Here is a 17244-nt window from a genome sequence, read left to right on the forward strand (position 1 = left end):
CAATATGTAATCTTATTTATTCTTAATTTTTAATATATCCTTCTTAAAAAAGAAGTTATCATTCCTATTTATATTCTACAATAATCTATTAATTCTCCACTTTTACGATAGCCATTTTCCCGTTGTATGGCTTGTTTCCTTTTGCTTCTAATGCTTTAGTTGCTTCTGGTAAACCATCAAACTTTTCGTAATAGATATAATATTTACTTGTTGTTACATTATAAAAGAAATTAATATCTGAACGTCCTGCTGCAACAGCCTGAGTCAGGAATTGATCTCTTTTTTCAACACTGCTGTGAACAGCAATAATCATATAATAACCACTTTCAGAATTTTTAATATTCTTGATAATCTGCATATTCGATTGGTCTTCACCAAAATCAAAATCACTTGCTGTTAATGGCGTGTTGCTTACTTTGGTAGTTTCTTTTATACGTTTAAGCGCTGCGAGATCCTGTGCATATCTACCTTGATCATTTTCATAAGCCGCACGTTTAATTCTACGTTTTTTCTCTATTTCAGTTTCAGCTTTAATACGCTCTAAATTCGCTAATAAATCTGCACTGTCCTGCTCCATTTTTAATTGAGCCGCTTTCAGTTCATTAATTTTCTCTAGGTAAGCCTTGTTTAAAGCATCATTTTTATTTGGTACTTTTTTAAGTCTTTCGTTATATAAATTTGTCAGCTTATTAAGCTCGTCTTTTGAATTTTTATTTGCCTCAGCAAGCTGTAATTTGAAAGCTTCTAACTGACTGTTTTCTGCTGCAACACTTTTAAATGGTTTAGGCTCTCTGTAGATTCCTTTTTCACTTAAATCATTCTCTTCTCTCAAGTCATCTAAGTCCTTTTGTTTATTTGCTACTGTTGCCGTAAACTGTGAATACAACTCTTTTTGTGTTTTAATAGCGGCTTCTATAGCTTTAGACAAGGCCTCAATTTCTTTTGCTGAATCATCTTTTGGAGTTGCCGCTAATTTTGCAGCTGCATCTGCATCTGCTTTCGCTTTTGCATCGGCCTCTAATTTCGCTTTCAATTCTGCTTCTTCAGCAAGTCTTGCTTGTAGAGCTTCTGCATCTGCTTTCGCTTTAGCATCTGCTGCTAATTTTGCCAAACGCGCTTCCTCGTCAGCTTTTGCTTTTTGTTCTACAGCTTGTTTCGCTTGAAGTGCATCAGCATCGGCTTTTGCTTTGGCGTCAGCAAGTAATTTTGCCTGTAATGCTATTGCGTCAGCTTTTGCTTTCGCATCGGCAGCAAGTTTAGCTTTAAGTGCTTCTGCATCGGCTTTTGCTTTGGCGTCAGCATCTAATTTTGCTTGACGAGCTTCTTCAGCAGCTTTTGCTTTAGCGTCAGCAGCTTGTTTTGCCTGAAGTGCTTCTGCATCTGCTTTCGCTTTTGCATCTGCAGCAAGTTTTGCTTTAAGAGCATCTGCGTCAGCTTTTGCTTTAGCATCAGCCGCAAGTTTAGCTTGTTTTGCTTCTGCATCTGCTTTTGCTTTTTCATCAGCAGCTAACTTAGCCAAGCGGGCTTCTTCAGCTGCTTGTAATTGTTTTGCCTCTGCTTCTGCTTTCATTCTTTCAGTTGCTTCTGCATCCGCTTTTACTTTTGCATCAGCAAGTAATTTTGCTTGTAATGCTTCCATATCGGCTTTTGCTTTTGCATCTGCAGCTAATTTTGCTTGTTGCGCCTCTGCATCTGCTTTTGCCTTTGCATCTGCTGCAAGTTTCGCTTGTAATGCTTCTGCATCTGCTTTCGCCTTAGCATCTGCTGCTAATTTTGCTTCAGCTGCTTGTTTTGCTTGAAGTGCTTCTGCATCCGCTTTTGCTTTTGCATCTGCTGCAAGTTTCGCTTGTAATGCTTCTGCGTCAGCTTTCGCTTTTGCATCTGCAGCTAATTTAGCTACACGCGCTTCCTCATCCGCTTTTACTTTTGCTTCAGCAGCTTGTTTTGCTTGAAGCGCTTCTGCATCTGCTTTTGCTTTTGCGTCTGCTACTAATTTAGCTTGCAATGCTTCTGCATCTGCTTTCGCTTTTGCATCTGCAGCTAATTTTGCTTGTTGCGCTTCTGCATCAGCTTTTACTTTTGCTTCAGCAGCTTGTTTCGCTTTAAGCGCTTCTGCATCAGCTTTTGCTTTTGCATCTGCAGTTAATTTTGCTTGACGTGCTTGTTCAGCCTCTTCTAATTGTTTTGCTTCTGCTTCAGCTTTTAATTTCGCTGTTGCTTCTGCATCTGCTTTTACTCTTGCATCAGCAATTAATTTTGCTTGTAATGCTTCCATGTCAGCTTTTGCTTTCGCGTCTGCGGCAAGTTTAGCTTGTACTGCATCTGCTTCGGCTTTAACTTTTGCTTCAGCGGCTTGTTTTGCTTGTAATGCTTCTGCATCAGCTTTCGCTTTTGCATCTGCAGCTAATTTTGCTTGCAACGCTTCTGCATCGGCTTTCGCTTTTGCGTCGGCAGCAAGTTTAGCTTGTACTGCATCTGCTTCGGCTTTAACTTTTGCTTCAGCAGCTTGTTTCGCTTGTAGTGCTTCTGCATCAGCTTTCGCTTTTGCATCTGCAGCTAGTTTTATTTTCAATGCTTCTGCATCTGCTTTTGCTTTTGCTTCAGCTGCAATTAATGCTTGTCTTGCTTCTGCATCCGCTTTCGCTTTTGCATCAGCAGCTAATTTTTCTTTTAAGGCTGCTTCCTCTGCTGTTTTTGCTTTCGCGTCAGCGGCTAATTTTGCCTTATTTGCGGCGTCGATATTTGCTTTAGTTTTTGAGTCTGCAGCAGCTTTTGCTTTTGCGTCAGCGGCCAGTTTTGCCTGATAAGCATCTGAGTCTGCTTTTGCTTTTGCATCAGCAGCTAAAATTGATTGTAAATCAGCAGCTTCGGCTTTCGCTTTTGCATCGGCTTTTCTCTTCGCTTCAGCAGCATCGGCTTTTGCTTTTGCATCAGCAGCAAGTTTAACTTTTAATGCTTCTGCATCAGCTTTTGCTTTTTCAGCTGTTAACTCTGCTTGTGTTTTTTGTGCCGTTGCAGGCTCGCTTGCCGCTTTTGCTTTAGCAGCATTTTCAGCGTCGGCTTTCGCTTTAGCATCTGCAGCTAATTTTAATTTTAATGCTTCAGCATCAGCTTTTGATTTGTCTGCCGCTAATTGTGCTGCAGTTTTTTGTGGTTCTGGCTTAGCAGCTGCCGCTTTCGCTTTTGCAGCTTCAGCATCAGCTTTTGACTTATCTGCAGCAAGTTTTATTCTTAGTGCTTCAGCATCAGCTTTTGATTTGTCTGCCGCTAACTGTGCTGCAGTTTTTTGTTCTCCTGTTGCTGTCTTGCTTGCAGTTAATGCTTGTGCTCTTGCAGCAGCAGCAGCATCTACTCTAGCTTTATTATCTGCAGCTAATTTTATTCTGCGTGCTTCAGCATCAGCTCTAGCTTTATCTGCAGCCAATTGGGCTTGTGTTTTTTGTTCTGTCGAAACTGCTTTGTTTGCAGTTGCTGTTTGGGCTCTCGCAGCAGCAGCAGCATCTGCTTTAGCTTTAGCTTCGGCAGCTAATTTTAGTTTTTGTGCTTCGGCAGCGTCTACTTTCGCTTTATTGTCTGCTAGTAATTTTGCTTTTGCGGCTTCGGCGTCAGCCTTTGCTTTTTCTGCAGCAGCTAATCTCACTTGTTGGGCTTCTGCGTCAGCTTTCGCTTTTGCTTCGGCTGCAAGTCTTGCTTTTTCAGCAGTATCTACTCGAGTTACCGGTGTAGTTGACTTTTTAGCCATTACTGGTTTTGACTTAGCAGGATCAATAAGCGAACCTTCTTCATCATCACCGTAATAGTAATTTTTGCTTTTGAATTTGTAGGCAATTGCAAATTCATGAGAACCACCTAAATTAGAAAAGTTGCCCATTCCTCTTTCGTAGTTGTATTCTATAGCAATGCTAGGAGAAATATTTACTCCCAATCCTGCAGAAACTCCGTATAATGTATTATAGCCAGCTTGAGCCCAAACTCCTTGCGGAATTGCGATCATCGCCAGACCTGAAAGTACTGTTTTATCTTTTTTAAGTTCTGTTCTTACAATTCCAGAAAATTTACTTCTGTCAAAAAAGCCATAACTATCAATATATCCGGTGTACATTGCATGCAGTTGAATAGCTCTCTCTGGATCGTCTTTAACCATTCCAGAACCAAAATTATAAAGTACTAAATTGTTTACTGCTAATCCGAAATCAAGAAAAGCTGTCCCGTAATTAATACCTGGATTTACAGTAAGAATTGTATTGGATGGATAATCACCAGTTAAAACGGTGTCATCCTCTGATATTATTTTCCCTTTGTTTAAGCCACTTTGATAAGCCCCAACATTTAAACCAAAAGTTAAATTACTGTCCTGTTCTAAAACAATGTTGTGTGCAAAATTCGCTACTCCGCCAAAAACGGTCATTAAACCATAATTTTGCTGAAATAAGCCAAAAGCAAATGCTTCATTTTCTCTAAAACGTCCTGAGTAATTAAACAAATAAGTATTTGGAGCATCTTCAAATTGTACCCATTGTCTTTTATTATAAAAACTAACATACGCATTTGTTTCGCGAACAAAACTGAATGTTGGATTAATTAAATATCTATTAAACTTTAAAGAATTTCTGATAGGTATGGAAAACGAAACAACTCCATTCTCAGGAGCATCCTGTGAATAGAGTACATTTGAAAAACCGTAAAATAAAGTTATGAATAGTAGGATTTTCTTCATATTATTTTATCACAGTTATTGATCCTTTTTTTTCACCTGCGTCGCCTTTAATGACATAGTAATAAACTGGATTTACATTTTTAAAATCAATTGAGGTCTGGGGCCAGTCGCCTTGATAATCGACGACATCTAAAACCTTATCGCCATTCGAACTTATAATCATGACGGTAGTAGCTGCATTTTTATATTCGTTTGGAATATTCCAATATGGATTTAAACCACTCAAATTAATAATGTTTGGGATAACTCCTGAAGGGCCTGAATTTCCTAAAACTTTAAATACTAATTCTTTTGTAGCTATACATCCTGAAGCTTGCGAAATTTTTACTTTATAATTACCTCTAACGGCTATTAGATAAGTGTCTGTCGTTGCACCAGAAATAAGAGTATTGTTTAAATACCACTCATAAGTTGGACTTGTTGCATCTGTTGTTACAGTAGCATTTACAGTTTCACCTTCGTTAAGTTCAAACTCATCTGCAACATCAATACTTGCATTAAAACTATTGTTTTTAAGATCAATTGTTCCCGTAGCTTTACATCCTCCAAAATCAACATCAACCGTATAAACAGCTTCTTCATTTGTAGTATAATTTCTACCTGTCTCGCCAGAGATTACTGTGCCATTCTTCTTCCAAACATAACTGTTTCCAGATGTAGCTGTTAAAACTGTACCTGTTCCGTTTGAACAAAAAGGGTTTCCTAAACTTGAGGTTACAGTAACTCCAGATCCTGAACTTGAAGAAGTTACAGTAACACGATTAGAACTAAAGTTAACATCAGAACATAACCCATAATCAATCTCTGCGTAGTATTTTCCGGTAGTATTTACAAGTAACGTACTAGAGCTTTGTCCTGTAATTCGAACATCGTCTTTATACCACTTGTATTTAATTTTTGAATAATTTACTGGAGATGAATTTGGAACAGTTGGCGTTTCGTTATTAATCGTAAGCGTTAGACTTCCGCCAGAACATATCATAGCAGCATCGCTTCTGTTATTAATAAAGAAAGAAGCTTCGTAATCTTTGTAATAGGCGGGAAAAGAAGTGTTTCCTAAAGAATTTTTGAATCTTGTACTCGTTACTCCTGTGGAGCTTTTTACTCTTAAACCATAAGCATCAGATCCAATTAAATCAGTTGGTACGGCGTATTTAATTGTTTTTTGTGTTGCTGAAACATCAGTAGTAAGAAGTAGCGTTGTTGCAATTGGATTATTTGCACTATCAACCAATTCAACTACAAACGTTGTACCTGCAGGAAAATCTACATAACTAAATGTGGCATAAAATTCATTAAAACTTCCACCGGCGCATAATTTCTCTAAACCGTCAAACTGCTGTGGCACAATGGTTTGCGCGTTAACATTTGATTCGAAAGCAAATAATGCGCCGAAGAAAATTAAATATTTAGTTAAAAATAGAGTAGTTTTTTGAATCATATAGTGCGTTTTCTTGCTAAATCTATATTCTCAAAAAACAAAATATCAATGAATGTTTCTGAAAAATCATACTTATAGTTCTCGATAATGTCTTTTGCAAGAACAGAATAAGAGCCTGTAATTAACGATTCTTCTTGGCATTCTAAAGTCTGATTTTTTCCATCAGCTGCCATAGCAAGACTACCCTTGGGGATGGATAGTCCTGCTATAAACTGATTAGAATTATCTAATTTGCTAATACAAGCAGTATCAGCTATCTCGATCTTTTGGTTGCTGTTAAACGCCGTTGCAGTGCATTCTAAGTCATTAGAAACTGTAGTTGTTTCTGATTTACTTTGTGCGTGTAAACTTAATGCAATAGGCGAAACCAAAAATATAATATAAATATATTTTTTTATAGATGGGGCCATTATGTTTTGATCTTTATTTGAGTCCTGTTCGAGACGAATACATAAATTGTGTCTGGGGACTTAATTAATAAAATTTACGCTCTGAAATAAAAATCTAAATCTATCTATCTGTTTCCGCTAGATGCTGTGATTTTGCCTAACTGTAATCTGAAATCTGGTTTTTTAGGATTGTAGATATCAATGAATGTTTCTTTGTTATCACTTTGTGCCATAACATTGAAAAACACAGGGTTTCCGTACCAGCTTTCTAAATCTTCATTGTTTGAATTATACTCTGTAAAGATATTTCCGTTACATAAGTTAAAGTACATTTCTTCAATTTTAATTTTCTTAAGATTGGCATCATTAATCTCTGTCTTACTGTCTAATAAAACAGCAGGGTTAAATCCAGAGATCACACTGCGCTTCATTTCAAGAGAAGCAGTTTCAGCAACATAAATTGCCTCTTTTACTAAACCAGCCTGAATATCGGCTTTGATGTTCTCACTGTCGTTAAGCATTGTAATATTTGTAGCAACAACAAGTGTTTGTTTTTTAGTAAAATCTGTTTCATTTTTCTTTTCGAAAGATTTTACCTCTAAACAACGAGATCCGTCTTTATTACTAGATAAATAAGAAGATCTTACTGCCAATGAGTTGAATAAACGGCATTGAACACCTTGAGTAAATTTATAATCGTCGTTGATTGATTTGTAAGACACTAATTTAGTAGCATTTACATCACCTCCAAAAAAGGCAAATGAGTCACCACCAGAGTAGCTAACCATAACGTTTTCAAGTATTGTTTTGTTTCCAACACCAGCAACAGTTAAACCGTTAAAAGTATCAACTCCTTTAACTTTTTTTCCTGCAAATTCGATTCTCACATATCTTAAAATTCCTGAATTTCCCGCAACATTGTCACCACCGTAAGTAGTAAGTGTAGGATCAAGATCCATGTTGTAAGAACCAACATTTCCAAATTTATTGATTGGAGCATCTCCAAGAAGAACAAGTCCACCCCAGTCTCCAGCTTTTTTCTGGCTGCGGTTAGATGTAAATACGATTGGGTCAGTCTCTAAACCATCTGCAACTATTTGTGCACCTTTTGTAACTACCAAAGTTCCTTTAGTTTCGAAATCTCCGATAATTAAAGTTCCTGGCTCAATTGTTAAAACGGCATTGTTTGTAACATAAACGTTTCCTTGCAAAACATAAATATTCTTCTTCAGCAATTTAGTATTAACAGAAATGTTTCCTGCTAAAATTTGGTTTGCTTCTCCATACTCTACTTTGTTAGGCTTAAATTCGGTCCAGTTGTTCAACCAATTGTTATAGCCCATAATTCCTTTTTCTTGCTGAGCAGTCATACTTGTAACTGTCAAAAGAACACAGATCATTTGAGTAATTTTTTTCATGATATGGGGGTATTAAGGTTAATATATAAATTTGGGTATGCGTATGCGTATGCGTAAATGAAAAAACTCATCTCGATTTTTTCTGGCTTAAATCAGAACACATCGAGAACGAGTTGTTTTTTATCTCTTTTTAAAAATGACGCTTGAAACCCAATCCAATTACGTAAACACTTCAAAAAAGGTTTTAAAAAATATTTTATTTATTACATTTCATTCAATTCGTTGAATTCGTGTAATGATTTCAATGTGCTTTCGTAAAATAAAATTGCAGCAATTAAGTTTCCTTTATCTGAATAAGGCATCATTTTTCGCTGAAAATCTACAGTAGTATCTAAGAAGGTTGTAGTACCAACTGCCTGAGCATCTAATACTTTTTTGTGCTCACTATCGTCCGGAATACCTAAGTCTGCCATAGTAACACCTGGTTTAGTAACCAAAGCAATATAAGGAAGAGTCTTAACTAAAACTTTAATACGCTCAATGTACAACTCTAAAAGTTCTCCTTTTTGCATACCGCTCAATTCTTTTTGATCATGGTATTTGCGAATAAGAGCTGTTGTACTGATAATACTTCTTGGAGCATTTTTTGCTTGTGCTGAAATAGCGCCAGTTGTCAAGAAAAAAAGTGCACTTAAAAAAATAATTTTCCCTTTCATAGATTCTTATTTATAATTGGTTGTTATGAAAACAAAAATATATAAATTAACTTAAATTGCAACTTTATTGATTTCTTTTTTCAAAAAAAAACCTTAAAGAAATCTTAAAATTTAGTCTTATGTCGAGAAAATATGCGTTTTAACGAGCTTTTTGTTAAATTTGTTAAGGCTTAAACTGTAAGGCAATAATTATTAAAAAAAGCCAAATATTTCTATTAATAACCAAAAAACACATACGATAATCGGTTTTTTGAAAAAACTATTAACAAAAAAGTCTTAATATCTCCTCGAAATGATCTCTTTATTAACACAAGTTGGTTAACAAGCTTAAAAAAATAGCCCAAAAACTTTTATTCTGCTATAAATAAAACTGCTTCGATAAACTTTTGCGCGAAAATTTTTGACTACATCATTTTCTTCTATCTTTGCTTCATGCAATTTTCTCAAATTTTAGGTCAAGATTACATCAAAAGTCACTTGATAAAAAGTGCAGCTTCTGGACGAATTCCGCACGCGCAATTATTCATAGGTCCAGAAGGAAGCGGTACATTATCAACGGCTATTGCTTACGCTCAATATATTTTATGCAGCAACACGGGCGATGAAAACTCAAACGGAAATGATTCCTGCAATTTGAAGTTTCAAAACATTTCGCATCCCGATCTGCATTTTATTTACCCAACTGTTACAACCGAAGATGTAAAAACCAAACCCAAAAGTTTAGATTTTATCCAAGATTGGCGCACATTTATTCAAGAAATGCCATACGGCGGATTATTTGACTGGTATAAAATTCTTGGTGTTCAGAACAAACAGGGAGAAATTCGTGTTGAAGATGCACAGGAAGTTTTAAAATCCCTCTCACTAAAATCTTACGAAGGCGGGTATAAAATTATGATTATCTGGATGGCCGATAAAATGAATATTGCGGCTTCAAATAAATTATTAAAGCTTTTAGAAGAGCCTTCTGATAAAACTATATTTATTCTGATTTCTGAAAACGAAGAAGATATTATTCAAACCATACGTTCTCGCTGTCAGGTAATTCACTTTAATGGACTACCAGAAAAAGTAATTGCAGAAGCTTTAGTTTCTCAGGAAAACATAGATCCTAATTTGGCTAAAAAAATTGCACATCAGGCTCAGGGAAATTTCAATAAAGCAATTCATCTTTTAAAAGAAGATGATTCTGAATATCCTTTTGAACAATGGTTTGTAAATTGGGTTCGCGCCGCTTTTAGAGCAAAAGGAAATGCAGCAGCAATTCAGGACTTGATTTCCTGGAGTGAAGAAATTGCATCTCTTGGACGCGAAAGCCAAAAAAAATTCATCCAGTTTTGTATCGAAATGTTTCGTCAGGCGCTTTTGCTTAATTATGAAACGCCAAGCTTAGTTTATATTGAACCAAAAGTTGACAAGTTTAAACTTGAAAATTTTGCGCCTTTTGTAAACGGAAATAATATTCACGAAATTTTCAAAGAGCTTTCAGATGCCATGTATCATATTGAAAGAAACGGAAATGCAAAAATAATCCTAACCGATTTATCTATAAAATTGACTCGTTTAATTCATAAAAAATAGTTTTCAAATGAATAATGTTGCCTCTATTTTACTTTTAGCGTTTTTAGCTTTAACGTTTTTACAATCCGGATATGAAAAAATATTTTATTGGAATGATAATGTTACCTGGCTTAAAGAACATTTTGCAAAAACACGTTTAAAAAACCAAGTGCCGCTTGCTTTGCTTCACCTTTTAATTTTAGAATTAATTTCTGGGGTGTTATGCGTAGTTGGTGCTATACAATTACTCACAAACAGCGGACGCGAATTTGGTTTTTACGGAGCCATTTTTTCGTGTATCAGTTTGTTAATGATGCTTTTCGGTCAGCGATTAGCCAAAGATTACGATGGTGCAAGAACCATTGTTATCTATTTTATTCCGGCTGTAATGGCTGTTTATTGGCTGAATTAAATCAGCTTGCTTATTTTAAAAATTTATATTAAAAAATGAATCCAAAACACCCTTCAGAATCTCTAACTATATTAACAGATTTAGTTTTACCGAGCGAAACAAATCCGCTAAACAACCTTTTTGGCGGCGAATTATTAGCCCGAATGGATCGAGCAGCAAGTATTGCAGCCCGCAGACATTCACGCCGAATTGTAGTTACAGCATCTGTAAATCACGTTGCCTTTAACAGAGCAATTTCTCTTGGAAGTGTTGTTACGGTTGAGGCAAAGGTTTCAAGATCTTTCAAAAGTTCGATGGAAGTTTTTATTGATGTTTGGGTAGAGGACCGCGAATCTGGAAACAGAACAAAAGCAAACGAAGCTATCTATACATTTGTTGCTGTTGACGATACCGGAAGACCTGTTGAAGTGCCGCCAATAGCGCCAGAAACCGAACTTGAAATTCAGCGTTTCGATGCAGCTTTACGAAGAAAACAATTGAGTTTATTACTTGCTGGAAAAATAAAACCTTCTGAAGCTACAGAATTAAAGGCTTTATTTTTATAGTCATTTTGATACAATTTGGAACAATGAACTTCAAAAAAAAGAACTAATTTTACACCATTACAAGCCTGATACAAATCTAAATCAGTACGTTATTAATTTCTGATTTGTTTTGAGAATGAAAGAATTATAAAATTTTAGATGAAAGAAAAAGAAAAAAAAGAGATGAGTTCAGAGAAAGATGCCAAATTAAAAGCGTTACAACTTACGCTTGACAAACTAGATAAAACTTACGGAAAAGGAACCGTAATGAAAATGGGTGACAAAGCCATTGTTGAAGTAGAAACTATTTCTTCAGGTTCTCTTGGTGTTGATTTAGCTCTTGGGGTAAATGGATATCCAAAAGGAAGAATTATCGAAATATACGGACCAGAATCATCTGGTAAAACTACTTTAACATTACATGCAATTGCTGAAGCTCAAAAAGCGGGAGGAATTGCTGCTTTTATAGATGCTGAACATGCTTTTGATAGAAATTACGCTGAAAAATTAGGCGTAGATATCGAAAACTTGATCATCTCTCAGCCAGACAACGGAGAACAAGCTTTAGAAATTGCAGAAAACTTGATTCGTTCAGGCGCAATTGATATTGTGGTAATTGACTCGGTTGCGGCTTTGACTCCAAAAAGTGAAATCGAAGGTGAAATGGGAGATTCTAAAATGGGTCTTCACGCACGTTTAATGTCTCAAGCTTTGAGAAAATTAACGGGTACAATCAGCAAAACAAATTGTACTGTTTTCTTCATCAACCAGTTGAGAGAGAAAATTGGAGTTATGTTTGGAAATCCAGAAACTACAACAGGTGGTAACGCTTTAAAATTCTATGCTTCTGTTCGTTTAGATATTCGTCGTTCTTCTCAAATTAAAGACGGTGAAAATGTTATTGGAAACAGAACCAAAGTAAAAGTGGTTAAAAATAAAGTTGCTCCGCCTTTTAAAACTGCTGAATTCGACATTATGTATGGAGAAGGCGTTTCTAAAACTGGAGAAATTCTTGACTTGGCTGTTGAATTTGAGATTGTTAAAAAAGCAGGATCTTGGTTCAGCTATGGAGATACTAAATTAGGACAAGGCCGTGATGCGGTTAAAGCGCTAATTAAAGACAATCCAGAATTAGCTGATGAATTAGAAGCAAAAATTAAAGCTCATATCAAAGAATTAGCAAACGCATAAAACTATAAAGCCAGCAAATTGCTGGCTTTTTTTATTTACAGCCCGACATGTTTTTAACTTGTCGGGTTTTTTATTTCAAAAAAATAAAAAAATGACGCAACCATTTCGCAATAGCGCTATCTAGTTAAATAGACGTAAGAAGTTGATTTGGTACTTGGCCATAAGTACCACTTTCAGAGACTTTTTAGAATAAATTTGGTTGGTTTATGTCAATAAAAATCCGTCGGCTTAATTTGGTGCTGGCGGGTTTTTATTATTTTTTGGGGAAAAATTTATTTTAACGCAACCTTTTTGATTTTTAGCTCTCTTTTATATTATGAAGTTAACTTGAGTTTGACAAAACTCTTTATTATCAACCCATAATATTTTAGTCATGAAAGAGAAAATAGAAGTGTTGTACAGTAAAAACCGAAAAAAAACCAAATTAAAACTACGAAAAGTATTGCGTTTTATTTCAGAAAAAATAATACACAGATAAATTTTGGATATAAATAAGGGGTTATTTTAGTTCAAAAGAAAACCCGACAATCCTGATGCTTAAGGTTTGTCGGGTTATATATTTGGAAATTACTTTTTAGGTTTCTCTTTTTTAAATTCAAGCAATCCTTTGTATATCAATTGTCTAATTTGATCCCGAAGATCTTTTCGGTTTTCGCCGCCTAATCCTTTTGTTTCTACAAATGGCAGGACTTTTACGCGCATTTTTCCTGGGCTTCCACTTAAAAAAGTATATGAAAAACGCTCTTTGTTATCTGCAAAAACAATCGGAACTATCGGAATTTGATGCTCAATTGCTAGACGAAATGCTCCGTCTTTAAACTCATCCAGCAAAACACTTTCGTCATCTGGAACTCCTCCTTCTGGAAAAATACAAATACTAAGCCCTTGATTTAGTCTGTCTTGCGCTCTTTTAAAAACATCATTTTTACTTCTAGAAGAATTTCTGTCAACCAAAATACAAGTTCGTTTGTAAAAAAACCCGAATAACGGAATCTTAACCAATTCTTTTTTTCCAACAAATACAAACGGATTTCTAACTACTGCCAACATTAGCATGATGTCGGTCATCGAAGTATGATTCGCTACAATCATGTAGCTTTTGTTTTTTATTAATTTCTCTTGACGTTCGACTTTATAATAAAAACCCATCCCAAAAAGGATAAATTTAGCCCAAATGCGAGCCATTTTAAAGAAATACGGATATCCACTTTCTGATATAATAGAAATCAGCAAAAACGGCAACATAATCAATATCGGAATGGCCATCAGAATATAAAACCAAATGCGCCATAAAACCCAAAAAACAATCTTAATTCCTTTCATGGTTTCAAATGTAAGAAAAGAGAAATTAATTTAGATTCTTAGCTCATTAGATTTTTAGAATATTAGGCTTTTCTTTTAAAATAAACTTTAAATCCGCTATATGTAAAATAAACTTGCAGAGTTTGCGAAAAACTTTGCGAACTTTGCGGATAAAAAAAATAAACTTGCAATCTTTGCAGTTAAAGAATAAGAAAAACGAGAATGGCAAAAATACTTACTGGTGTTCAGAGTACTGGAACGCCACACTTAGGCAATTTATTGGGCGCAATTATTCCTGCAATTGAGTTATCAAACAATCCGGCAAACGAATCGTATTTGTTTATCGCTGATTTACATTCGATAACACAAATTAAGGACGGGAAAACTTTAAGAGAAAACACATATAGCACTGCTGCTGCATGGCTTGCATGCGGATTAAATCCTGACAAAGTTACATTTTACAGACAGTCTGATGTAACTCAAACAGCCGAATTGACTTGGTATTTAAGTTGCTTTTTTCCGTTTCAGCGTTTGACTTTAGCACATTCTTTCAAAGATAAATCAGATCGTTTAGACGACGTGAATGCTGGACTTTTTACTTATCCGATGTTAATGGCGGCAGATATTTTGTTGTACGATGCCGAATTTGTTCCGGTTGGAAAAGACCAATTGCAGCATTTAGAAATCACACGCGATGTGGCTTCCCGTTTCAATCATCAAATGGGCGAAACATTTGTAATTCCTGAAGCTAAAATTCAAGAAGACAGTATGTTGATTCCGGGAACGAATGGTGGAAAAATGAGTAAGTCGGCCAATAATATTATCAATATTTTCTTGGATGATAAAACACTTCGAAAACAAGTAATGAGTATAGAAACGGACAGCACACCGCTTGAAGAACCAAAAAATCCAGATACTTGTAATGCTTTTGCAATTTATTCGCTTTTAGCAGATGATGCCCAAATTGCAGCAATGAGAGCCAATTATTTAGGAGGTAATTATGGTTACGGTCATGCAAAACAGGCTCTTTTTGAATTGATTACAGAAAAATTTAAAACTGAAAGAGAAAAATACAATTACTACATCAACAATCTTGAAGAAGTAGATGCACTATTGAAAAAAGGAGCTTCAAAAGCTTCAGTTGTAGCTGATGGCGTTTTGGCAAAAGTTCGTCAAGTTCTTGGATTTGAAAAATAGAAATATGGGTCAGGAATTACAACAATTTCAATCAATGAATTTTTGAAAATTGTTGTAATTTTTGACAATTGTTTTTTTATTAGATTGCCTCAAACAATTTTCCCGGCAACGGCCTAATTATACCTTTAAGTTCCATATTCAAAAGAATTCCCGAAATTCTATATATTGGAAAATCGCATTGCAAAGCAATAACATCCAGCAATTCTTTTCCGTTTGTTAACAAGAAATCGTAAATCCTTTGTTCATCAGGTTCTAAATCGACAAACAATTGTTTTTGTATCGGTTTTGCTTTATTTTCAACATCCCAGTTCAGCATATAAATTAAATCGGCAGCACTGCTCAAAACATTTGCTTTTTGTGTTTTAATGAGATCATTACAGCCTTGGCTGTATTTATCTGTTACGCGTCCTGGAACGGCAAAAACATCACGGTTATAATCGTTGGCCATATTCGCCGTAATAAGCGATCCGCCTCGATCTGCAGATTCTATAACAATGGTGGCTTCGGTCATTCCGGCAACGATGCGGTTTCGGCGTACAAATTTTTCTTTATCTGGGTTTGAGGAGCTCCAAAACTCGGTAATAAATCCGCCATTTTCTTCCATTTTTGCAATATATTTTTTGTGCGTTTTTGGATAAATTTGGTTTAACCCATGTGCTAAAACTCCAATTGTCTGCAAGTTGTTTTCCATCGCCAATTGATGCGCGACAATATCAACTCCGTAGGCAAATCCACTTACAATAACTGGATCAAGAGGTGCTAAATCTTCGATTAATTTTTTGCAGAAGTCTGTTCCGTACGAAGTAATCTGGCGAGTTCCGACAATACTGATTAATTTTTTGTTTTTTAAATTTATTTTCCCAGACGAAAAAATCAAAACAGGAGAATCGATACAATGTTTAAGCCTTTCCGGATAATCTTCATCCTGAAAAAAGGAAACTTTTATACCGTCCGATTTAATAAATTCAAGTTCCTGATTGGCTTTTTCAAAAATGGTTTTGTCTTTTAAATTTCGAAGCAATACAGAACCAACTCCATCAATTCCAGATATTTGAGTTGGTTTCATTTTAAAAACAGATTCGGCATTGCCACAATGCATCAACAATTTTTTGGCCATAATATCTCCAACGCCATCCACTTTTAATAAGGCTAATAAATAAAATAATTCTTGATCTGACATGGCTTTTAAATTGTGTTAAGCGTGGCGAAAAATTTTTGAAATCAACATTTTGCAATCGATTTTTAAGAACGGCAAATATATAAATTAGAAGTAAATTCTTTCAAAAAATAAATAATTAAACATTTCTCCTGAGTTTTAATAAAACACTAAATTTATTTAACTAATTGAAAATTAATTGTATATAAAAATATTCGAATTGTTAATAAAAATTGTGAATAAAATTTTGATAACTATATTCGTTGCATAACTTTGTTACTATGAAAATCGAAACTTATATAGCACAGTTATTATATCGTTATCAGTGTGTAACGGTTCCAGGCTTTGGAGCATTTTTAACCGAAATTCAATCGGCACAGCTGAATGAAAGCACAAATTCGTTTTTTCCGCCTAAAAAAATGCTCTCTTTTAACAGTCATCTTAAAAACAATGATGGACTGTTGGCTAATCATATCGCTCACTCAGAAAAAACATCATATGGTTTTGCTGTCAGCGCAATCGCATTCGAAGTTTTAAGCTGGAAGAAAACCTTAGAAGAAGGAGGTTCAATCAGTTTGAAGAATATTGGAGAAATTCGTTTTAATTCTGAAAAAAATATCATTTTTACACCAAACGATCAAACTAACTATTTGGCGACTTCTTTTGGATTAAGCCCGTTTGTTTCTCCAATTGTAAAAAAAGAGATCTTCGAGAAAAAAATCGAGAAAATTACAGAAAAAGAAACAGTTGCATTATATGAGGACGAAGAAAAATCATCAAATTCTCTTTTAAAATATGCTGCATTTTTTGTCTTAGGACTTGGAATCACAGGAAGCATTGGATATCCTCTGTATCAAAATCAGATCGACAGCAAAACACTTATTGTAGAAAGTGCTGTTCAGAAAAAAGTACAAAACAAAATTCAGGAAGCTACATTTTTTATCCAAAATCCATTGCCTGCAGTAACACTTTCAGTTGACTCTGCAAAAGTAGAAATGGCTGAAAAAGTAATGCCTTACCATATTATGGCTGGGGCTTACAGAAGCGAACAAAATGCAAGAAAAGCGTATAACCAACTAATTAAGGATGGTTACCAAGCAAGAATGCTGGGAGAAAACAAACACGGATTATTTCCTGTTTTGTACGGAAGCTACGCAACAATGGCTGAAGCCGAAAAAGCACAAAAAGAAATACAAAAAGGCGAAAATCCAGATGCTTGGATTCTCATCGAAAATCTATAAAATTTTAAAAATCCTATTCAGCCGAATAGGATTTTTTTTG

Annotated in this window: 13 protein-coding genes; 6 read left to right on the forward strand and 7 right to left on the reverse strand. The window is 35.3% G+C overall.

The features are described 5' to 3' along the window. Positions 1–88 precede the first annotated feature (88 nt). The 5 genes from IRZ83_RS06135 to IRZ83_RS06155 form a co-directional block, all read right to left on the reverse strand. Positions 89–4717, reverse strand: coding sequence for a type IX secretion system membrane protein PorP/SprF (locus IRZ83_RS06135; RefSeq protein ID WP_194567541.1), 4629 nt, complete (start codon positions 4715–4717; stop codon positions 89–91). Position 4718: 1 nt separating this feature from the next. Further along, positions 4719–6158 (reverse strand): gliding motility protein SprC, encoded by a 1440-nt coding sequence (sprC, locus tag IRZ83_RS06140; protein ID WP_194567543.1) that lies wholly within the window; start codon positions 6156–6158, stop codon positions 4719–4721. Next, the gene (locus IRZ83_RS06145) at positions 6155–6568 is read right to left on the reverse strand and encodes a hypothetical protein (protein WP_029271291.1); all 414 of its coding nucleotides are present in this window, start codon (positions 6566–6568) and stop codon (positions 6155–6157) included. The genes sprC and IRZ83_RS06145 overlap by 4 nt, the downstream gene beginning before the upstream one ends. A gap of 104 nt (positions 6569–6672) precedes the next feature. Then, the gene (locus IRZ83_RS06150) at positions 6673–7965 is read right to left on the reverse strand and encodes a hypothetical protein (protein WP_029271293.1); all 1293 of its coding nucleotides are present in this window, start codon (positions 7963–7965) and stop codon (positions 6673–6675) included. 203 nt (positions 7966–8168) lie between these two features. Further along, positions 8169–8621, reverse strand: a complete 453-nt coding sequence (locus tag IRZ83_RS06155) for a hypothetical protein (RefSeq protein WP_029271295.1) — start codon at positions 8619–8621, stop codon at positions 8169–8171. 432 nt (positions 8622–9053) lie between these two features. Between IRZ83_RS06155 and IRZ83_RS06160 the strand changes: the two genes are divergently transcribed. The 4 genes from IRZ83_RS06160 (at position 9054) to recA (ending at position 12308) form a co-directional block, all read left to right on the forward strand. Then, on the forward strand, positions 9054–10202 hold the full coding sequence (locus IRZ83_RS06160) for an ATP-binding protein (protein ID WP_194567545.1): 1149 nt from the start codon (positions 9054–9056) through the stop codon (positions 10200–10202). 7 nt (positions 10203–10209) lie between these two features. Next, on the forward strand, positions 10210–10593 hold the full coding sequence (locus tag IRZ83_RS06165; RefSeq protein WP_029271298.1) for a hypothetical protein: 384 nt from the start codon (positions 10210–10212) through the stop codon (positions 10591–10593). 35 nt (positions 10594–10628) lie between these two features. After that, on the forward strand, positions 10629–11138 hold the full coding sequence (locus tag IRZ83_RS06170) for an acyl-CoA thioesterase (protein WP_029271300.1): 510 nt from the start codon (positions 10629–10631) through the stop codon (positions 11136–11138). A gap of 162 nt (positions 11139–11300) precedes the next feature. Beyond that, on the forward strand, positions 11301–12308 hold the full coding sequence (gene recA, locus IRZ83_RS06175) for a recombinase RecA (RefSeq protein ID WP_029271301.1): 1008 nt from the start codon (positions 11301–11303) through the stop codon (positions 12306–12308). 567 nt (positions 12309–12875) lie between these two features. Here the strand turns inward: recA and IRZ83_RS06180 are convergent. Next, entirely contained in the window at positions 12876–13631 is a 756-nt protein-coding gene (locus tag IRZ83_RS06180; RefSeq protein ID WP_029271303.1) for a lysophospholipid acyltransferase family protein, read from the reverse strand. A gap of 201 nt (positions 13632–13832) precedes the next feature. Here IRZ83_RS06180 and trpS point away from each other — a divergent pair, with 201 nt between their 5' ends. Beyond that, positions 13833–14807: a tryptophan--tRNA ligase gene (gene trpS, locus IRZ83_RS06185; RefSeq protein ID WP_194567547.1), complete on the forward strand. Its 975-nt coding sequence runs from the start codon at positions 13833–13835 to the stop codon at positions 14805–14807. Positions 14808–14886: 79 nt separating this feature from the next. On the opposite strand, the gene dprA is transcribed toward trpS, so the two are convergent. Further along, complete coding sequence (gene dprA, locus IRZ83_RS06190) at positions 14887–15987, reverse strand: DNA-processing protein DprA (RefSeq protein WP_194567549.1); 1101 nt, start codon at positions 15985–15987, stop codon at positions 14887–14889. 257 nt (positions 15988–16244) lie between these two features. On the opposite strand from dprA, the gene IRZ83_RS06195 reads away from it, so the two are divergent. Continuing rightward, a complete protein-coding gene (locus tag IRZ83_RS06195; protein ID WP_029271309.1) occupies positions 16245–17204 on the forward strand; it encodes an SPOR domain-containing protein in 960 nt (319 codons plus the stop codon). Positions 17205–17244 lie beyond the last annotated feature (40 nt).

The organism is Flavobacterium sp. JLP, from assembly GCF_015350755.1.
Classification (GTDB): domain Bacteria; phylum Bacteroidota; class Bacteroidia; order Flavobacteriales; family Flavobacteriaceae; genus Flavobacterium.